At 71.3% G+C, this 18,122-nt stretch carries 18 protein-coding genes; 11 read left to right on the top strand and 7 right to left on the bottom strand.

Going from position 1 to position 18,122, the window contains the following annotated elements; all coding sequences use genetic code 11:
* Positions 1-365 precede the first annotated feature (365 nt).
* The 7 genes from ccrA to pssA all read left to right on the top strand — a co-directional run bounded on the left by ccrA (position 366) and on the right by pssA (position 8,110).
* On the top strand, positions 366-1,703 hold the full coding sequence (ccrA, locus tag ACZ67Q_RS01660) for a crotonyl-CoA carboxylase/reductase (protein ID WP_471175988.1): 1,338 nt from the start codon (positions 366-368) through the stop codon (positions 1,701-1,703).
* Positions 1,704-1,717: 14 nt separating this feature from the next.
* Complete coding sequence (locus tag ACZ67Q_RS01655) at positions 1,718-3,766, top strand: protein meaA (protein ID WP_471175072.1); 2,049 nt, start codon at positions 1,718-1,720, stop codon at positions 3,764-3,766.
* Positions 3,763-4,725: an HpcH/HpaI aldolase/citrate lyase family protein gene (locus tag ACZ67Q_RS01650; RefSeq protein ID WP_361627314.1), complete on the top strand. Its 963-nt coding sequence runs from the start codon at positions 3,763-3,765 to the stop codon at positions 4,723-4,725. Before ACZ67Q_RS01655 ends, ACZ67Q_RS01650 begins: the two co-directional genes overlap by 4 nt.
* Before the next feature lie 2 nt (positions 4,726-4,727).
* On the top strand, positions 4,728-5,240 hold the full coding sequence (locus ACZ67Q_RS01645) for a MaoC family dehydratase (protein ID WP_019757884.1): 513 nt from the start codon (positions 4,728-4,730) through the stop codon (positions 5,238-5,240).
* Positions 5,240-6,445, top strand: coding sequence for an acyl-CoA dehydrogenase family protein (locus tag ACZ67Q_RS01640; protein ID WP_471175070.1), 1,206 nt, complete (start codon positions 5,240-5,242; stop codon positions 6,443-6,445). The genes ACZ67Q_RS01645 and ACZ67Q_RS01640 overlap by 1 nt, the downstream gene beginning before the upstream one ends.
* Before the next feature lie 170 nt (positions 6,446-6,615).
* Entirely contained in the window at positions 6,616-7,272 is a 657-nt protein-coding gene (locus ACZ67Q_RS01635) for a phosphatidylserine decarboxylase (protein ID WP_103783614.1), read from the top strand.
* Between the two features lie 22 nt (positions 7,273-7,294).
* A complete protein-coding gene (gene pssA / locus ACZ67Q_RS01630; protein ID WP_103783613.1) occupies positions 7,295-8,110 on the top strand; it encodes a CDP-diacylglycerol--serine O-phosphatidyltransferase in 816 nt (271 codons plus the stop codon).
* A 178-nt stretch (positions 8,111-8,288) separates the two neighbouring features.
* Here the strand turns inward: pssA and ACZ67Q_RS01625 are convergent, their stop codons facing one another.
* The gene (locus ACZ67Q_RS01625) at positions 8,289-9,440 is read right to left on the bottom strand and encodes a glycerate kinase (RefSeq protein WP_471175068.1); all 1,152 of its coding nucleotides are present in this window, start codon (positions 9,438-9,440) and stop codon (positions 8,289-8,291) included.
* A gap of 158 nt (positions 9,441-9,598) precedes the next feature.
* On the opposite strand from ACZ67Q_RS01625, the gene ACZ67Q_RS01620 reads away from it, so the two are divergent.
* Positions 9,599-10,675: an ADP-ribosylglycohydrolase family protein gene (locus ACZ67Q_RS01620; RefSeq protein ID WP_471175066.1), complete on the top strand. Its 1,077-nt coding sequence runs from the start codon at positions 9,599-9,601 to the stop codon at positions 10,673-10,675.
* A 29-nt stretch (positions 10,676-10,704) separates the two neighbouring features.
* The gene (locus tag ACZ67Q_RS01615) at positions 10,705-11,196 is read left to right on the top strand and encodes an NUDIX domain-containing protein (RefSeq protein ID WP_471175063.1); all 492 of its coding nucleotides are present in this window, start codon (positions 10,705-10,707) and stop codon (positions 11,194-11,196) included.
* Between the two features lie 12 nt (positions 11,197-11,208).
* On the opposite strand, the gene ACZ67Q_RS01610 is transcribed toward ACZ67Q_RS01615, so the two are convergent.
* Entirely contained in the window at positions 11,209-11,409 is a 201-nt protein-coding gene (locus tag ACZ67Q_RS01610) for a type II toxin-antitoxin system VapB family antitoxin (protein ID WP_471175061.1), read from the bottom strand.
* Positions 11,410-11,462: 53 nt separating this feature from the next.
* On the bottom strand, positions 11,463-12,005 hold the full coding sequence (locus ACZ67Q_RS01605) for a GNAT family N-acetyltransferase (RefSeq protein ID WP_471175059.1): 543 nt from the start codon (positions 12,003-12,005) through the stop codon (positions 11,463-11,465).
* Between the two features lie 120 nt (positions 12,006-12,125).
* Here ACZ67Q_RS01605 and ACZ67Q_RS01600 point away from each other — a divergent pair, with 120 nt between their 5' ends.
* Positions 12,126-12,863 carry an SIR2 family NAD-dependent protein deacylase gene (locus ACZ67Q_RS01600; protein WP_471175057.1) on the top strand — a complete coding sequence of 246 codons (738 nt, stop codon included), beginning with the start codon at positions 12,126-12,128 and terminating at the stop codon, positions 12,861-12,863.
* A 64-nt stretch (positions 12,864-12,927) separates the two neighbouring features.
* On the opposite strand, the gene ACZ67Q_RS01595 is transcribed toward ACZ67Q_RS01600, so the two are convergent.
* The 3 genes from ACZ67Q_RS01595 to ACZ67Q_RS01585 all read right to left on the bottom strand — a co-directional run bounded on the left by ACZ67Q_RS01595 (position 12,928) and on the right by ACZ67Q_RS01585 (position 15,174).
* On the bottom strand, positions 12,928-13,104 hold the full coding sequence (locus ACZ67Q_RS01595) for a hypothetical protein (RefSeq protein ID WP_471175055.1): 177 nt from the start codon (positions 13,102-13,104) through the stop codon (positions 12,928-12,930).
* Between the two features lie 109 nt (positions 13,105-13,213).
* On the bottom strand, positions 13,214-13,696 hold the full coding sequence (locus ACZ67Q_RS01590) for a methylated-DNA--[protein]-cysteine S-methyltransferase (RefSeq protein WP_471175053.1): 483 nt from the start codon (positions 13,694-13,696) through the stop codon (positions 13,214-13,216).
* Positions 13,697-13,704: 8 nt separating this feature from the next.
* On the bottom strand, positions 13,705-15,174 hold the full coding sequence (locus ACZ67Q_RS01585; protein ID WP_471175984.1) for an AlkA N-terminal domain-containing protein: 1,470 nt from the start codon (positions 15,172-15,174) through the stop codon (positions 13,705-13,707).
* Between the two features lie 205 nt (positions 15,175-15,379).
* Here ACZ67Q_RS01585 and ACZ67Q_RS01580 point away from each other — a divergent pair, with 205 nt between their 5' ends.
* Complete coding sequence (locus ACZ67Q_RS01580) at positions 15,380-16,570, top strand: MFS transporter (RefSeq protein WP_471175051.1); 1,191 nt, start codon at positions 15,380-15,382, stop codon at positions 16,568-16,570.
* On the opposite strand, the gene lpdA is transcribed toward ACZ67Q_RS01580, so the two are convergent.
* Positions 16,567-17,979, bottom strand: a complete 1,413-nt coding sequence (gene lpdA, locus ACZ67Q_RS01575) for a dihydrolipoyl dehydrogenase (RefSeq protein WP_471175049.1) — start codon at positions 17,977-17,979, stop codon at positions 16,567-16,569. The two genes, ACZ67Q_RS01580 and lpdA, sit on opposite strands and share 4 nt — an antisense overlap.
* Positions 17,980-18,122 lie beyond the last annotated feature (143 nt).

The following is an 18,122-nucleotide window of genomic DNA, read 5'->3' as shown; positions in this document are numbered from 1 at the left end:
CCGAGCCGTTTTCGACCGGCTCTCCAGCGCCGTTCGATCGATCATCGCTCATTTGTTGCGTAAAGATTTCATCTGAGAGGAAGTTCTGGCACTCAGTGCCTTGTCACCTGACACGCTGTGCCATACGTTGAGAGTGTTCCGGGCGGCCGGCGCACAGCGAAACAGCACAGTGCCGGCTGTCCCCGCAAGCCACTGGTTTGCGCGCCCGGACGCCTGCGTCACAGGCACCCTCCCGCGCCACAAAGCGCTGCCGAACAGCACCACCCGCCGAACCGACGGCACACCCTCAAACCCCTCAGCAGCACCGACGTACCCATCGGCGCCCCTCCCTCAGGGCGCTCACCGCCGGAGGCAACACCGTGACCGTGAAGGACATCCTGGCCGCGATCCAGTCGCCCGAGACCACCTCGGCCGACTTCGCCAACCTGCCGCTCCCCGAGTCGTACCGCGCGATCACCGTCCACAAGGACGAGGCGGAGATGTTCGCGGGCCTGAACAGCCGCGACAAGGACCCGCGCAAGTCGATCCACCTCGACGACGTCCCGGTGCCCGAGCTCGGCCCGGGCGAGGCCCTGGTGGCCGTCATGGCCTCCTCGGTCAACTACAACTCCGTGTGGACGTCGATCTTCGAGCCGGTGTCGACCTTCGCGTTCCTGGAGCGCTACGGCAAGCTGTCCCCGCTGACCAAGCGGCACGACCTGCCGTACCACATCATCGGCTCCGACCTGGCCGGCGTCGTCCTTCGCACCGGTCCCGGCGTCAACGCCTGGCAGCCCGGCGACGAGGTCGTCGCCCACTGCCTCAGCGTCGAGCTGGAGTCGCCCGACGGCCACGACGACACCATGCTCGACCCGGAGCAGCGCATCTGGGGCTTCGAGACCAACTTCGGCGGCCTCGCCGAGATCGCGCTGGTGAAGAGCAACCAGCTGATGCCCAAGCCCAAGCACCTGAGCTGGGAGGAGGCCGCCGCCCCGGGCCTGGTGAACTCCACCGCCTACCGGCAGCTGGTCTCCCGCAACGGCGCGGCGATGAAGCAGGGCGACAACGTGCTGATCTGGGGCGCCTCCGGCGGCCTCGGCTCCTACGCCACCCAGTTCGCCCTGGCCGGCGGCGCCAACCCGGTCTGCGTCGTCTCCTCCCCGGAGAAGGCCGAGATCTGCCGCAAGATGGGCGCCACGGCGATCATCGACCGCAACGCCGAGGGCTACAAGTTCTGGAAGGACGAGCACACCCAGGACCCCAAGGAGTGGAAGCGCTTCGGCAAGCGCATCCGCGAACTCACCGGCGGCGAGGACATCGACATCGTCTTCGAGCACCCCGGCCGCGAGACCTTCGGCGCCTCGGTCTACGTCACCCGCAAGGGCGGCACCATCACCACCTGCGCCTCGACCTCGGGCTACATGCACGAGTACGACAACCGCTACCTGTGGATGTCGCTGAAGCGGATCATCGGCTCGCACTTCGCCAACTACCGCGAGGCCTACGAGGCCAACCGCCTCATCGCCAAGGGCAAGATCCACCCGACCCTGTCGAAGACGTACTCCCTGGAGGAGACCGGCCAGGCGGCCTACGACGTCCACCGCAACCTGCACCAGGGCAAGGTCGGCGTGCTGTGCCTGGCGCCCGAGGAGGGCCTCGGCGTGCGCGACCACGAGATGCGCGCGCAGCACATCGACGCCATCAACCGCTTCCGCAACGTCTGAGGAACGGGGCCCAGATGACTGAGCGTCAGCCCGCCGAGGCGAAGCGGGAGAAGGACCGGCCGTGGCTCATGCGCACCTACGCCGGTCACTCCACGGCCGAGGCGTCCAACGAGCTGTACCGGCGCAACCTCGCCAAGGGCCAGACGGGCCTGTCGGTGGCGTTCGACCTGCCGACGCAGACCGGCTACGACTCCGACCACATCCTCGCCCGCGGCGAGGTCGGCCGGGTGGGCGTGCCCGTCGCGCACCTCGGTGACATGCGCCGGCTGTTCCAGGACATCCCCCTGGAGCAGATGAACACCTCGATGACGATCAACGCCACCGCCATGTGGCTGCTGGCGCTCTACCAGGTCGTCGCGGAGGAGCAGGGCGCGGACATCACCAGGCTCCAGGGCACGACCCAGAACGACATCGTCAAGGAGTACCTGTCCCGGGGGACGCACGTCTTCCCGCCGGGCCCGAGCCTCCGCCTGACGACGGACATGATCGCGTACACGGTCTCCCACATCCCGAAGTGGAACCCGATCAACATCTGCAGCTACCACCTGCAGGAGGCCGGGGCCACGCCGGTGCAGGAGATCGCGTACGCGATGTCCACCGCGATCGCCGTGCTCGACGCCGTGCGCGACTCCGGCCAGGTGCCGCAGGAGCGCATGGGCGACGTGGTCGCCCGGATCTCCTTCTTCGTCAACGCGGGCGTCCGCTTCGTCGAGGAGATGTGCAAGATGCGCGCCTTCGGCCGCATCTGGGACAAGGTCACCCGCGAGCGGTACGGCATCGAGAACCCCAAGCAGCGCCGCTTCCGCTACGGCGTCCAGGTCAACTCGCTCGGGCTGACCGAGGCGCAGCCGGAGAACAACGTCCAGCGGATCGTGCTGGAGATGCTGGCGGTCACCCTCTCCAAGGACGCACGCGCGCGTGCCGTGCAGCTGCCGGCCTGGAACGAGGCGCTCGGCCTGCCCCGCCCCTGGGACCAGCAGTGGAGCCTGCGCATCCAGCAGGTCCTCGCCTACGAGAGCGACCTGCTGGAGTACGACGACATCTTCGAGGGCTCGAAGGTGATCGAGGCGAAGGTCGACGAGCTGGTCGAGGCCTCCCTCGCGGAGATCGAGCGGATCCAGGAGATGGGCGGCGCGATGGCCGCCGTGGAGTCCGGCTACCTGAAGTCGCAGCTGGTCTCCTCGCACGCCGAGCGCCGGGCCCGGATCGAGTCCGGGCAGGAGAAGATCGTCGGCGTCAACATCTTCGAGTCGACCGAGCCCAATCCGCTGACCGCCGACCTGGACACCGCGATCCAGACGGTCGACCCGGCGGTCGAGGCCCAGGTCATCGCCTCGCTCCAGCACTGGCGGGACACCCGCTACCAGCCGCCCTTCAACCACCCGCGCCCGTGCAAGGCGCTGGAGAAGCTGAAGGAGGCCGCGAAGGGCACCGACAACCTCATGGAGGCCACCCTGGAGTGCGCCCGCGCCGGCGTGACGACCGGCGAGTGGGCCGGGGCGCTGCGCGAGGTGTTCGGCGAGTTCCGCGCCCCGACGGGCGTGTCCTCCGCACCGGTGGCCGTTGCGGCCGAGGCGGGCTCGGCGCTCGCCGAGGTGCGCCGCAAGGTCGAGCTGACGGCTCAGGACCTGGGCGTGGGCAAGCTGCGCTTCCTGGTCGGCAAGCCGGGCCTGGACGGGCACTCCAACGGCGCCGAGCAGATCGCCGTGCGGGCCCGTGACGCCGGGTTCGAGGTGGTCTACCAGGGCATCCGGCTCACCCCGGAGCAGATCGTGGACGCCGCCCTGGCCGAGGACGTGCACGCGGTGGGTCTGTCCATCCTGTCCGGCTCGCACGCGCAGCTGGTGCCGGACGTGCTGGACCGGCTGCGTGTGGCCGGTGCCACAGATATACCCGTGATCGCGGGTGGCATCATCCCCAGCGGGGACGCCGCGCAGCTCAAGGCCGCCGGCGTGGCCGCCGTCTTCACCCCGAAGGACTTCGACATCACCGGAATCATCGGCCGCATCGTCGACGAGATCCGGACAGCGAACAAGCTCGACCCCCTGGAGGTCCCCGCATGACCACGGTCAACCGCCTTCGCCCCCGGCGTTCCTGCCTGGCGGTGCCGGGCTCGAACCCGCGCTTCCTGGAGAAGGCCCAGGGCCTCCCCGCCGACCAGGTCTTCCTCGACCTGGAAGACGCCTGCGCGCCGCTGGCCAAGCCCGAGGCGCGGCACACCATCGTGAAGTTCCTCAACGAGGGTGACTGGACCGGCAAGACCAGGGTCGTGCGGGTCAACGACTGGACGACCGAGTGGACGTACCGGGACGTCGTGACGGTCGTCGAGGGCGCGGGGCAGAACCTCGACTGCATCATGCTGCCGAAGGTGCAGAACGCCGAGCAGATCGTCGCCCTCGACCTGCTGCTGACGCAGATCGAGAAGACGATGGGCTTCGAGGTCGGCAAGATCGGCATCGAGGCGCAGATCGAGAACGCGCAGGGCCTCAACAACGTCAACGCGATCGCGCAGGCCTCCCCGCGCGTCGAGACGATCATCTTCGGCCCGGCCGACTTCATGGCGTCGATCAACATGAAGTCGCTCGTCGTGGGTGAGCAGCCGCCCGGCTACCCGGCGGACGCCTACCACTACATCCTGATGAAGATCCTGATGGCCGCCCGCGCCAACAACCTGCAGGCGATCGACGGCCCCTACCTGCAGATCCGCAACATCGACGGCTACCGCGAGGTCGCCCGGCGCGCCGCCGCCCTCGGCTTCGACGGCAAGTGGGTGCTGCACCCGGGCCAGGTCGAGGCGTCGAACGAGATCTTCTCGCCCTCCCAGGAGGACTACGACCACGCCGAGCTGATCCTGGACGCGTACGACTACTACACGTCCGAGGCGGGCGGCAAGAAGGGCTCCGCGATGCTCGGCGACGAGATGATCGACGAGGCCAGCCGCAAGATGGCCCTGGTCATCTCCGGCAAGGGCCGCGCCGCCGGCATGCAGCGCACCAGCAAGTTCGAGATTCCGGAGGCGTGAGCATGCAGTTCGGGCGCACCTACGAGGAGTTCGAGGTCGGGGCGACGTACAAGCACTGGCCGGGCAAGACGGTCACGGAGTACGACGACCACCTGTTCTGTCTCCTCACCATGAACCACCACCCGCTCCACATGGACACGAACTATGCGGAGAAGACGACGGACTTCGGCAAGAACGTCGTCGTCGGGAACTACATCTACTCCCTGCTGCTCGGCATGAGTGTGCCGGACATCTCCGGCAAGGCGATCGCCAACCTGGAGATCGAGTCGCTCAAGCACGTGGCGCCGACCTTCCACGGCGACACGATCTACGGCGAGACGACGGTCCTCGACAAGTGGCCGTCGAAGTCCAAGAACGACCGCGGCATCGTCTACGTCGAGACCAAGGGCTACAAGCAGGACGGCACCCTGGTGTGCGTCTTCCGCCGCAAGGTCATGGTGCCGACCGAGACGTACATCAAGGAGCGCGGCGGCGAGCAGCCGGGCCGCCCGGAGCTGAAGCAGCAGGAGAAGTAATGGCGCGCCTCGCCCAGACCGCCGGTCTGACCGACGTCCAGCAGGAGATCCTCTCCACCGTCCGGGACTTTGTCGACAAGGAGATCATCCCTGTCGCGACGGAGCTGGAGCACCGCGACGAGTATCCGCAAGCGATCGTCGACGGGCTGAAGGAACTCGGCCTGTTCGGCCTGATGATCCCCGAGGAGTACGGGGGCCTGGGCGAGTCGCTGCTCACCTACGCCCTGTGCGTGGAGGAGATCGCCCGCGGCTGGATGAGCGTGTCCGGCATCATCAACACGCACTTCATCGTCGCGTACATGCTCAAGCAGCACGGCACGCAGGAGCAGAAGGACCACTTCCTGCCGAGGATGGCGGCCGGCGACATCCGCGGCGCCTTCTCGATGTCGGAGCCGGCCCTGGGCTCCGACGTGTCGGCCATCACGTCGAAGGCGGTGAAGGACGGCGACGAGTACGTCCTGAACGGCCAGAAGATGTGGCTGACGAACGGCGGTACGTCCTCGCTCGTGGCGGTCCTCGTCCGCAGTGACGAAGGACACCCCGAGGGCACGGCCCCGCACAAGTCGATGACCACCTTCCTCGTCGAGAAGGAGCCCGGCTTCGGTGAGGTCCGCCCCGGCCTCACCATCCCGGGCAAGATCGACAAGATGGGCTACAAGGGCGTCGACACCACCGAGCTGATCATGGACGGCCTGCGGATTCCGGCCGACCGGGTGCTCGGCGGGGTCACCGGCCGAGGTTTTTACCAAATGATGGACGGCGTGGAGGTCGGCCGCGTCAATGTGGCGGCGCGTGGCTGCGGTGTCGCGCAGCGTGCCTTCGAGCTGGGCGTTCAGTACGCGCAGCAGCGGCACACGTTCGGCAAGCCGATCGCCCAGCACCAGGCGATCCAGTTCAAGCTCGCCGAGATGGCCACCAAGGTGGAGGCCGCGCATGCGATGATGGTGAACGCAGCGCGCAAAAAGGACTCCGGTGAACGAAACGACCTCGAGGCAGGGATGGCGAAGTACCTCGCCTCCGAGTACTGCAAGGAGGTCGTGGAGGATGCCTTCCGGATCCACGGCGGCTACGGCTTCTCCAAGGAGTACGAGATCGAGCGCCTCTACCGTGAGGCCCCGATGCTGCTCATCGGTGAAGGTACCGCCGAGATCCAGAAAATGATCATCGGGCGCAGGCTGCTCGAAGAGTATCGGTTCCAGGGCTGATTGTCCGGGTACGGGGTGTTATCTCCGGGAGGAAGATCACACCCCGTAGGCACTCTTCGGACGCCGACTCGGCTTCCTGGCTTACCCAGTTGTGCCCGTGAACCGCTACGATCGCGGAAAGCCGCCGTCCCCCTCCTGAAGCGCGGCATCATCCGCTACGAAGGTCATCCATGCCCCACAGCCAAACCTCTGCACCTCGCGACAGCCGAGCCGGCGTACGCCTCGCGCGCGGAGCATCGCCGTGGCTTCTCCCGACCGTCGCCACCGCAGCCCTCAGCCTGGCCCGGGCGCGCCGCTCCGGCGCCGCCAGGGCCGTCGCCGTTCCCGCCACCGCGCTCGCGGCGGGGATGCTGTGGTTCTTCCGCGACCCCGAGCGCGAGATCGCCCAGGGCCGGGTCATCTCCCCGGCCGACGGTGTGGTGCAGAGCATCATGCCGTGGAAGGACGGACGGACCCGGGTCGCGATCTTCATGAGCCCGCTCAACGTCCACGTGAACCGCGCCCCGCTGGCCGGCACCGTGACGTCGGTCGAGCACATCCCGGGCGGCTTTGTTCCGGCTTTCAACAAGGAGAGCGAGAACAACGAGCGCGTAGTCTGGCATTTCGACACCGAACTCGGCGACATCGAGATGATCCAGATCGCCGGCGCGGTGGCCCGTCGCATCGTGCCGTACATCCCGCAGGGGACGAAGGTCGAGCAGGGCGACCGGATCGGGCTGATCCGCTTCGGCTCGCGTGTCGATCTCTACCTGCCGGAGGGTGTGGAGGTCGCGGTCGAGGTCGGTCAGAAGACCGTGGCTGGGGTGACTCGCATTGACCGTGATTGATCCGCAGACTCAGTCGGGCTGGGTGCCGGAGGCGGCCGAGGAGGACGAGGAGGAGATGCCTCTCTCCCTCCGCCTCTCAATAGCGGACACCCTGACCCTCGGTAACGCCACGTGCGGCTTCATGGCGGTGTACTTCACCACCACCGGCATCCTGATCCCGCACCTGACCGGCAGCCAGGAGTCCGGCATGGCCCGCCACAGCGCGGCCACGGCGGTCATCCTGATGCTCTGCGCGGCGGTCTTCGACCTGTTCGACGGCCTGGTGGCGCGCAAGCTGCGCTCCTCGCCGATGGGCGCCGAGCTGGACAACCTGTCCGACCTGATCAGCTTCGGCCTGGCCCCGGCGTACTTCGTCCTGGTCTACGGCATGGTCGCCGACGACGCCCACCAGAGGGTGGCCGCGGTCGGCGCGATCGTGGTTCTGCTGGCGGTCGTGCTGCGCCTCGCGCGCTTCTCGTGCGTGACGGTGAAGGACGGGACCTTCCAGGGCATGCCGAGTCCCTTCGGGGCACTGACGGTCGTGGCGATCGTCCTGCTGGAGCTGCCGTTCGCGGCGACGCTGCTGGCGATCATCGGTACGGCGTGGCTGATGGTGAGCCGCGTGGAGTACCCCAAGCCGCGCGGGCGTCTCGCGGTGGCGATGCTCTCCTGGATCGTGCTCAGCATGGGCCTGCTGGCGGCGTGGGCCTTCGGCGCGCCGAGCGGGCAGCTGCTGCTGCAGACGGGTTGCGCGCTGCAGCTGGTGATGGGCGCGGTGATCCCGCTCTTCGCCACGGCTCGGCGGGTGAACAACTTCCGCGACAATCGGCGCGAGGCGCGGGCTGCGCAGTTGCCGTGACGGCGCCCTCGAAGGGCCCCGCACCTGTCGGGTGCGGGGCCCTTCGTCGTGTGCGCGGCCGGTGCGGGTGGGATCGCCGTGCCGACGGGCTGCGCCCCGGCACAGGAAAGCGACCCCGGGGACGTCGTCCGTGAAGACGGCGTCCCCGGGGTCGACGGGCCCGGCGCCCCCGAGGGGCTCAGGCCAGGTAGTCCCTCGCGATCTGTTCCGCCACCCGCTCCAGGATGGGGCCGGCGTCCGCGATGCACTTCGCCACGTCCGGCTCGATCTCCGTCAGGGGGTACGCGCGGCGGATGCCCGCGCGGCCCAGGGCCTCGTGCGGCAGGGCGAGGCGGCCGCAGACCGCCACGACCTCCTTGTCCGCCGCCCGCGCCGCCGCGGCGACGCCCGCCGGGGCCTTGCCGTGCAGGGTCTGCTCGTCCAGGGAGCCCTCGCCGGTGATCACCAGCGTGGCGCGCTCCAGGGCCGGGGCGAAGCCCAGCACGTCCAGCATCAGCTCGATGCCGGGGCGGAAGCTCGCGCCGAGCAGCAGGGCGCCGTAGCCGATGCCGCCCGCGCCGCCTGCGCCCGGGGACGCGGCGAGCTCAGCGGCCTTGGGGCCGATGGCCTTCTCCAGGACCTGCGCGTAGTGCGCGAGGGCCGCGTCGAGGGTCGCCACGTCCTCCTCGGAGGCGCCCTTCTGCGGTCCGTACACCGCCGCGCAGCCCTTCGGGCCGGTGAGCGGGTTGTCCACGTCGCTTGCGAGGACGAGGTCCACCTCGGCGAAGCGGGGGTCCACCCCCGACAGGTCGGCCGAGGCGAGGTCCGCCAGCGCGCCGCCGCCCGGGCCGACCGGCTCCCCGTCGGCGTCCAGGAACACCGCGCCGAGGGCGGCCAGCATGCCGGCGCCGCCGTCGGTGGTGGCGCTGCCGCCCACACCGAAGACGATGGTGCGGGCACCCGCGTCGAGCGCCGCCTTCAGCACCTCACCGGAGCCGTAGGTCGTGGCGGTCAGGGGGGCGAAGACGCCCGCCGGGAGCAGCTGGAGGCCCGAGGCCTCGGCCATCTCCACCACCGCGGTGCCGTCGCGCAGCGCGAAGGCAGCCGTGACCGGCTCGCCGAGCGGGCCGGTGACCCGGACCTCCCGGCGTTCGAAACCGGCCGCCACGGCAGCCGCGACCGTGCCGTCACCGCCGTCCGCGACGGGGAGCGTCTCGACCTCCACGCCGGGTACGACCCGGCGCAGCCCGGCCGTCACCCGCTGGGCGACCTCCACCGCCGTCAGCGAGCCCTTGAACTTGTCCGCGGCAACGAGCACCCGCCGGGTGCCCTCCACAGCAGCGTCCGCCACCTTGCTATCCCCTTGCTCTCCGGGCTCCCGACGCACGTCGGGGCCAGTCGCGCCGCTGCGACCATAACCGGAGGACACCCCTTACGTCATGCCCCGCCCGCTGGCTGGAACGCCCGCTCGCCTGCGCAGACCCGGCCGCGAGCGGGTACCCCTCCCCCATGACCGCTGTGGGCACGAGGCCGGAACTGGCCGACCGCATCCTCGGAGGCTGGCTGGGCCGGATCGCGGGGAACATGCTCGGCAAGCCGGTGGAACAGGGCGAGGTGTGGACCCGGGACCGCATCGACCGCTACCTGCGGCGAGCCGCCGCGCTGCCGCTGACCGACTACCTCCCCGAGCCCGTGGACGGCGGTGAGCACGACCCGCCGCTGCGCCCGGAGTGGCGTGACTGCGTGCGCGGCCGCATCCACGGCAGCTGCCGGGACGACGACATCGACTACGCGATCCTCGGTCTGCACCTGCTGGAGACGTACGGCTTCGCCTTCAGCACCGAGCAGGTCGGCGACCTGTGGCTGCTGAGGCTGCCGTATCTGCAGACCTTCACGGCGGAGCGGGCGGCGTACCGCAATCTCGCCAACGGGCTGAAGCCGCCGCTGACGGCGACCTTCGACAATCCCTACCAGGAGTGGATCGGCGCACTGATCCGCGCCGACGTCTTCGGCTGGACCTGTCCCGGCGCCCCGCGCCGCGCGGCGCTGCTGGCCCGCCGGGACGCGGTGCTGTCGCACACCGGCAACGGTGTGTACGGCGCCATGTTCGCGGCGGCGCTGATCTCCGCCGCGTTCGGCGCGGCCGGCGTGCGGGAGGCGCTGGAGAGCGCGCTTGCGGTCGTACCGGCGAGCAGCCGTCTGGCGCGGACCGTGCGCCGGGTGATGTCCCTGCACGAGACGCGGCTGCCCTGGGAGGACACCCTGGCCACGGTGGAGGAGGAGACCGCCGGGCTGGGCTGGATCCACACCGTGCCGAACGCCGCGGTGCTCACCGCGGGCCTGCTCTACGGCGACGGGGACTTCACCCGCACCATCGCGCTGACCGTGCGCGGGGGTCTGGACACCGACTCCAACGGGGCGACGGCGGGGTCGGTGGCCGGGGTGCTGGCCGGTGCCGCGGCGATCCCGGCGCAGTGGAAGGAGCCCTTGGAGGACACCGTGCGCAGTGCGGTGTTCGGCTTCGACGGGGTGCGGATCAGCGAGCTGGCCGAGCGGACGCTGCGGCTGGCCGGGACGGAGGGCTGAGACGCGGGCGGGCTGGTTACCCTTCCTGGATGACCACAGCTGACTTCGCGACCTACATCGCCTCCCTCCCGCGTGTGCTCGCCGGGGCCGCCGTGCTGTTCCGGGACGCCGGGGGCCGGGTGCTGCTGGTGGAGCCCAACTACCGCGAGGGCTGGGCGCTGCCGGGCGGCACGATCGAGTCCGACGACGGTGAGACGCCGCGGCAGGGCGCGCGGCGCGAGACGCTGGAGGAGATCGGTCTGGACCGGCCGCTGGGCCGGCTGCTCACCGTGGACTGGTCGCACGGCCCCGGCCGGCCGCCGCTGGTGGCGTATCTGTACGACGGCGGTGTGCTGACCGAGGACGACTTCAAGGCGATCCGGCTGCAGGAGGAGGAGCTGCTGTCCTGGCGGCTGGTGCCGCGCGAGGAGCTGACCGGCTACCTCCTCGACCCCCTGGGCAGTCGGGTCCTGGCCGCGCTCGACGTCCTGGCGGAGGACTCGGGCACGGCGGAACTGGAGAACGGGCACCGAGTCGCGTGAGCGCCGGCGTGCTCAGCCCTCGACGTCCCTCGGCTTGATGTCCACCTGGTGCAGCGCCTCGTCGCGGGTCGCCGTGCGGGCCTCGGTGCGGTGGCCGCGCTCGATGTAGTCGCGGACGACGAGTTCGACGGCGTCCTGGGGGCTGCCCACGCCCGCGAGGACCATGACCTCGACGACCAGTTCGGCGTCGAGGGAGACGGTGACCTTGGCCATGCGCGGACCCTAACACCGGGCGCCCGCCGGAGGAACGGGTTCGGGCACCGTCCTCAGCGGCGTGCGGAGGGGGCGCCGAGCCGGTACACGACGCTGCGGCGCAGCGGGCCGTCCGGCACGGCCGGGTCGTCGAAGTCGTCGGCCGGGTCGTGGGTCATGCCGAGCCGGCGCATGACGGCCTGCGAGCGGACGTTGGCGGCCGCCGTCACCGCGAGGATCTCCCGCAGCCGCAGACGCGTGAAGCCGAAGTCCAGCACCGCCCGGGCCGCCTCGGTGGCGTAGCCGTGCCCCCAGGCGGGGCGGGCCAGCCGCCACCCGGCCTCCACTCCGGTGAACGGCACGTCCTCTTCCACCGGGTCCAGCCCGGCGAACCCGATGAACGCGCCGGTGGCCCGCACCTCGACCGCCCACCAGCCCCAGCCGCGCCGGTCCAGGTCGGCCTGGAAACGCGCCACGGACGCGTCGCTCCGCTCCGGCGTGAGGACGTCGGGGAAGTACGCGCGCACCTCGGGGTCGGCGTTCATGGCCGCCCACGGGGCGAGGTCGGACTCGCGCCAGTGGCGCAGCAGAAGCCTGTCGGTCGTCAGCTCGGACACCGGGCCACCGTAGCGGGACCACGCCGCCCGGACGACCGCTTATCGCCGGCCCCCCGTCCGGGCCCTTTCCGGTCGGATACTCGCTCGCTCCGCGCGCACGGGCGTCCTACTCTCGGCCCCATGACCAGGCCCCTTGTAGCGATCCTCAGTGGCGCGGGCATCTCGACCGACTCCGGCATCCCCGACTACCGAGGCCCGCACGGGCTGTGGCGGCGCGATCCGGATGCCGAGAAGCTCGTGACGTACGCGTACTACATGGCGGATCCGGAGATCCGGCGGCGCTCCTGGCGGATGCGGCGCGAGAGCGGCGCGCTCCTGGCGCGGCCCAACGCCGCGCACCGGGCCGTCGCGGAGCTGGAGCGGACCGGGGTGCCGGTGCGGGTGATCACGCAGAACGTGGACGGGCTGCACCAGCTGGCCGGGATGCCCGCCCGCAAGGTGCTCGAACTGCACGGCAGTGCCCGCAGCGTGCTGTGTACCGCGTGTCATGCGCGCAGTTCGATGGAGGACGCCCTGTCCCGGGTCGACGCCGGTGAGGAGGATCCGTCCTGCCGGGACTGCGGCGGCATCCTGAAGCCGGCGACCGTCATGTTCGGCGAGCGGCTCGACCCGATGCTGCTCGGTGAGGCGGCCGCGGTCAGCAGGGCGTGCCAGGTGTTCATCGCCGTCGGCACCTCGCTCCAGGTGCATCCGGCGGCCGGGCTCGCGGGTGTCGCCGTCGACCACGGGGCGCGGCTGATCATCGTCAACGCCGAGCCGACTCCGTACGACGAGCTCGCGGACGAGGTGATCCGCGAGCCCATCGGCACGGCGCTGCCCGCACTGCTGCGCCGGATCGGCGGCGGCGAGGACGGGTGAGGTCCGCGGCCTTCAACCGCTCCTGCTGCCGGTGCAGTTGGCGGCCGCGGGCGTCAGGCCTCGGTCAGAGCGCGACCTCGACGCAGAGCTGGGCCTGCAGGCACGCCTCGCCGGTCCCCGCGGCGCCGACGGCGAGCCCGGCGCCGAGGCCCACACCGGCGTGCACGGCGAGACCACCGGCGACGTCGTCGAGTTCGGCCTCGGAGATCTCGGCGGTCTCGACCTGGTAAACGGAGTTCATGACTGTTCCCTTCGTACTGGCTGCCGGAAGATCCAAACACGCATACGGAGGGCAGTCGTCCGGTCCCGGTGCGTCTGCGGTGAATCTGCACAGCACGTGCGCACGGCGGTCAGAACAGCGCCGCACCGCCTTCGAAGTCCAGCAGTTGGCGCTTGCGGGACAGGCCGCCGCCGTAGCCGGTGAGGCCGCCGTCGGCGCCGACGACGCGGTGGCAGGGGACGATGATGCCGATCGGGTTCCTGCCGTTGGCGAGACCGACCGCGCGGGAGGCGCGCGGGGTGCCGAGGACGGCGGCCAGTTCGCCGTAGGTGCGCCGCTCGCCGTAGGGGATCGCCCGCAGCTGTTCCCACACCCTGCGCTGGAACGGGGTGCCGTCGAGGCGCAGTTCGAGGGTGAACTCCCGCAACTGGCCCGCGAAGTAGCCCTTCAGCTGCTCCTCCGCCTCGGCGAACGGGGTCGGGTCGCGGTCGCCGAAGGTCTCCTCGGGTGGGCGATGGCGCTGCGCGGTCATGTACAGCCCGCACAGGACGCCGTCGTCGGCGACGAGGGTCAGCGGGCCGCAGGGGCTGTCGATCACGGTGTGCTGCTTCATGAACGTCCTCACACGGGAAGGAAGTTGATGGGGTGGTCGTCGGTCGCCCAGAGGTACTGCACGGCGTAGGCCCGCCAGGGGCGCCAGGCCGTCGCGCGGGCGGTGAGGGCGGCCGGGGTGGCGGGCAGGCCCAGCTCGGCGGCCGCGCGCCGGATGCCGAGGTCGGTGGGGAGGAAGGCGTCGGGGTCGCCGAGGGCGCGCATCGCGATGACGTCGACGGTCCAGGGACCGAAGCCGGGCAGGTCCAGCAGCCGGGCGCGGGTCTGCGCCCAGTCGCTCTCGACGCCCAGGTGGAGCGAGCCGTCCGCCAGGTGACGGACCAGGGTGGTGAGCGTGGTGCGGCGGGTGCGGGGCATCGCCAGGGTTTCGGGGTCGACCGCCGCGAGGGCCTGCGGGGACGGGAAGAGGTGGGTGAGGCCGCCCTCCGGGTCGGTGACCGGCTCGCCGTGCGCCGTGGTGAGCCGGGCGGCGTGGGTGCGGGCGGCGGCCGTGGACACCTGCTGTCCGAGCACGGCCCGTACCGCGAACTCCGCCTCGTCGACGGTGCGCGGCACGCGCCGCCCGGGGGCCTTGTCGACCAGGGGGGCGAGCAGCGGGTCGGCGCGCAGCGCGTCGTCGACGGCGACCGGGTCGGCGTCCAGGTCGAGCAGCCGGCGGCAGCGGCTGATGGCGACGGTGAGGTCGCGCAGGTCGGTGAGGGTGAGGCGGCAGGCGATGTGGTCGGGCCGGGGCGTGAGGGCGACGATGCCGTGCCCGTACGGCAGCCGCAGCGTGCGCCGGTAGGAGCCGTCCCGCCACTCCTCGACGCCGGGTACGGCGGTCGCGGCGAGGTGGCCGAAGAGGTTGTCGGGGTTGAGCGGGGCCCGGAAGGGCAGGCGCAGTGACAGGGTGCCGGGGGCGGTCGGCGCGGCGCTGCGCGGGGCGCGGGCGCGCAGGTCGCTCGGGGCGAGGGCGAAGACCTCGCGGACGGTGTCGTTGAAGGCGCGGATGGAGGAGAAGCCGGCGGCGAAGGCGATGTCCGCCATCGGCAGCGGTGTCGTCTCGATGAGCAGGCGCGCGGTCTGGGCCCGCTGGGCGCGGGCCAGGGCCAGGGGTCCCGCGCCCAGCTCGGCGAGCAGTTGGCGCTCGACCTGGCGGGTGCTGTAGCCGAGGCGGGCGGCGAGGCCGGGCACGCCCTCGCGGTCCACGACGCCGTCGGCGATCAGCCGCATGGCGCGGGCGGTGAGGTCGGCGCGCTGGTTCCACTCGGGCGAGCCGGGGCTGGTGTCGGGGCGGCAGCGTTTGCAGGCGCGGAAGCCGGCCTGCTGGCAGGCGGCCGCGCTCGGATGGAAGGTCATGTTGTCGGGCTTCGGCGGCACGGCCGGGCAACTGGGCCGGCAGTAGATGCCGGTGGTCAGGACGGCGGTGAAGAACCAGCCGTCGAAGCGCGCGTCCTTGGACTGGACGGCGCGCACGCACCGCTCCCGGTCGGTGTGCATCCCGTTCTGCATGCCTCAAGCATCGGCCACGCGACGTGGGCCGGGCTGGCGGAAATCCGACATCAACGCGGCGCGGGCTGGGCGGCGACGGATCACCGCCGGGACGCGTTCACCGCCTGCCGTCGCGTCGTTACGATACGGCCATGGCCCACGGAGTCGTCACCGGCCGCCGGCCGGCACACGGAGTACCCCCGGCCGGGGCACGGTGACGCCGCCGGACGAGCCGGCGCCGCGCCGGGCGACGGGGCCGCTGTACGCGGCCGGTTTCACCACCGCCTTCGGGGCGCACGGCATCGCAGCCAACCTCGGCGCGGCCGACGCGGACGCCGTCACCTCGCTGCTGGTCCTCGGCGCTCTGCTCGCGCTGTACGACGGCGCGGAGGTGCTGCTCAAGCCGCTGTTCGGCACGCTGGCCGACCGGGTCGGGGCGCGTCCGGTGCTGCTCGGCGGGCTGGTCGCGTTCGCGGCCGCGTCCGCCCTGTACGTCGCCGTGGACCGGCCCGGCTGGCTGTGGGCGGCGCGGCTCGGGCAGGGTGCGGCGGCCTCCGCGTTCTCCCCGTCGGCCTCGGCGCTGGTGTCCCGGCTGAACCCGGCGGCTGGGCAGGGCCGTGCCTTCGGCAGCTACGGCTTCTTCAAGTCCGTCGGCTACACGCTGGGCCCGCTGCTGGGCGGGGTGCTGGTGTGGGCCGGGGGGCTGCGGCTGCTGTTCGGGGTGCTCGCGGTGCTCGGCGCCGCCGTCGCGCTCTGGGCGTGGGTGGCCGTGCCGGTCGTGCCGCCGCTGCCGAAGGAGCGGCAGACGGTGGTGGATCTGGCGCGGCGGCTGGCCGACCCGGTGTTCCTGGTGCCGACGGCAGCGCTGGCGGGGGCGACGGCCGCGCTGTCGGTGGGGGTGGGTTTCCTGCCGGTGTCCGGGCGGGCGGCCGGGCTCGGGCCCGTGGCGACGGGCGCGGCGGTGTCGGTGCTGGCGGCGTGCGCGGCGGCGGTGCAGCCGCGGGCCGGGCGGGCGCTGGACGCCGGGCGGCTGGGGACGGGGGCCGGGCTGGGCGCGGGGCTGCTGCTGGCGTCGGCCGGGGCGGGGTGCGCGATGCTGCCGGGCCTGGTGGGCGTTCTGTCGGCCGCCGTGCTGATCGGGACCGGCACCGGGCTGATCACGCCGCTGGGGTTCGCCGCGCTGGCCGCGGGGACGCCGAAGGAGCGGCTGGGGCAGACCATGGGGGCGGCGGAGCTGGGCCGGGAACTGGGCGACGCGGGCGGGCCGTTGCTGGTCGCGGGTGTGGCGTCGGCGGCGACCCTGACGTACGGGTACGCGGCGCTGGCGGTGCTGCTGGCGCTGGGGCCGCTGCTCGCCCGGTCCGGTGCCCGCCCGAGCGGGGCGAGCACCGGTGACCCGCGTTAGAAGTTGATCATGTGTCCGGCGAGTCCGTGGACGGCCTCCTTGACCGCCTCGCCCAGCGTCGGATGGGCGTGGACGTTGCGGGCGACCTCGTGGACGGTGAGGTCCCACTGCTGGGCCAGGGTCAGCTCGGGCAGCAGCTCGGTGACGTCGGGGCCGATGAGGTGGCCGCCGATCAGCTCGCCGTACTTGGCGTCGCTGATCAGCTTGACGAAGCCGGTGGAGTCGCCGAGGCCGTGCGCCTTGCCGTTGGCGGTGAAGGGGAACTTCGCGACCTTCACGTCGTAGCCGAGGTCGCGGGCCTGGGCCTCGGTGTAGCCGAAGCTGGCGATCTGCGGCTGGCAGTACGTGGCGCGCGGGATCATCGCGTACTCCAGCTCCATGGTCTCCGCGTCCGCGATGGTCTCGGCGGCGACCACGCCCATCGCCTCGGCGGCGTGCGCCAGCATCAGCTTCGCGGTGACGTCACCGATGGCGTAGATGTGCGGCACGGAGGTGCGGCAGCGGCCGTCGACGTCGATGGCGCCGCGGTCGGTGACCTTGACGCCGGTGTTTTCCAGGCCGTAGCCCTCGACGTTCGGGGCGAAGCCGATGGCCTGGAGCACCTTGTCGGCCTCCAGTACCTGCTGGGAGCCGTCCCCCGCGGTGACGGTGACGCGGACCTGCGGGCCGGACTCGTCGATGGCGTCGACCCGGGTGGAGGTGAGCACGTCGATGCCCAGCTTGCGGTACTGCTTGGCCAGCTCCGCGGAGACCTCGGCGTCCTCCAGCGGGGCGACGCGGTCCAGGAACTCGACGATGGTGACCTTCACGCCGTAGTTGTGCAGCACATAGGCGAACTCGATGCCGATCGCGCCGGCGCCCGCGATGACGATCGACTGCGGGAGGTCCTCGGCGAGGATCTGCTCCTCGTAGGTCACCACGCGCGCGCTGCGCTTGGTGCCGGGCAGCAGCTTGGGGGTGGCGCCGGTGGCGATGATGCAGTTGTCGAAGCCGATCGTGCGCGTGTTGCCGTCGTAGTCGGCGACCTGGAGGGTGTTCGCGTCGAGGAAGGTACCCCGGCCGTCGAACTCCGTGATCTTGTTCTTCTTCATCAGGTAGTGGACGCCCTTGACCCGGCCGTCGGCGACACGGCGGCTGCGGCGGAAGGCCTCGCCGTAGTCGAAGGAGATGGGGCTGTCCGACTTGATGCCGAAGGTCTTCGCCTCACGGGTGACGATGTGCGCGAGCTCGGCGTTGCGCAGCAGCGCCTTGGTGGGGATGCAGCCGACGTTCAGGCAGACGCCGCCCCAGTACTTCTCCTCGACGACGGCGACGCGCTTGCCCAGCTGGGCGGCGCGGATCGCGGCCACGTAGCCGCCGGGGCCCGCGCCGAGGACCACGACGTCGAAGCGCTCGTCCTGCTCGACCATGGGGACTTCCTTTTCGGGTGTGCCGTGAAGTGCTGACCCCCGGATTCTTTCTCCCCCACCGCCTCCCCGCCACGCCGATCACGGATCTCGCCCGCACGGGGGGTGTGATCTTGGTCCTTGCTCCGGGGTGACGAGCGAGTCCT

The organism is Streptomyces sp. NPDC036813 (assembly GCF_055609245.1).
This window is presented reverse-complemented; position numbering and strand designations above follow the sequence as displayed.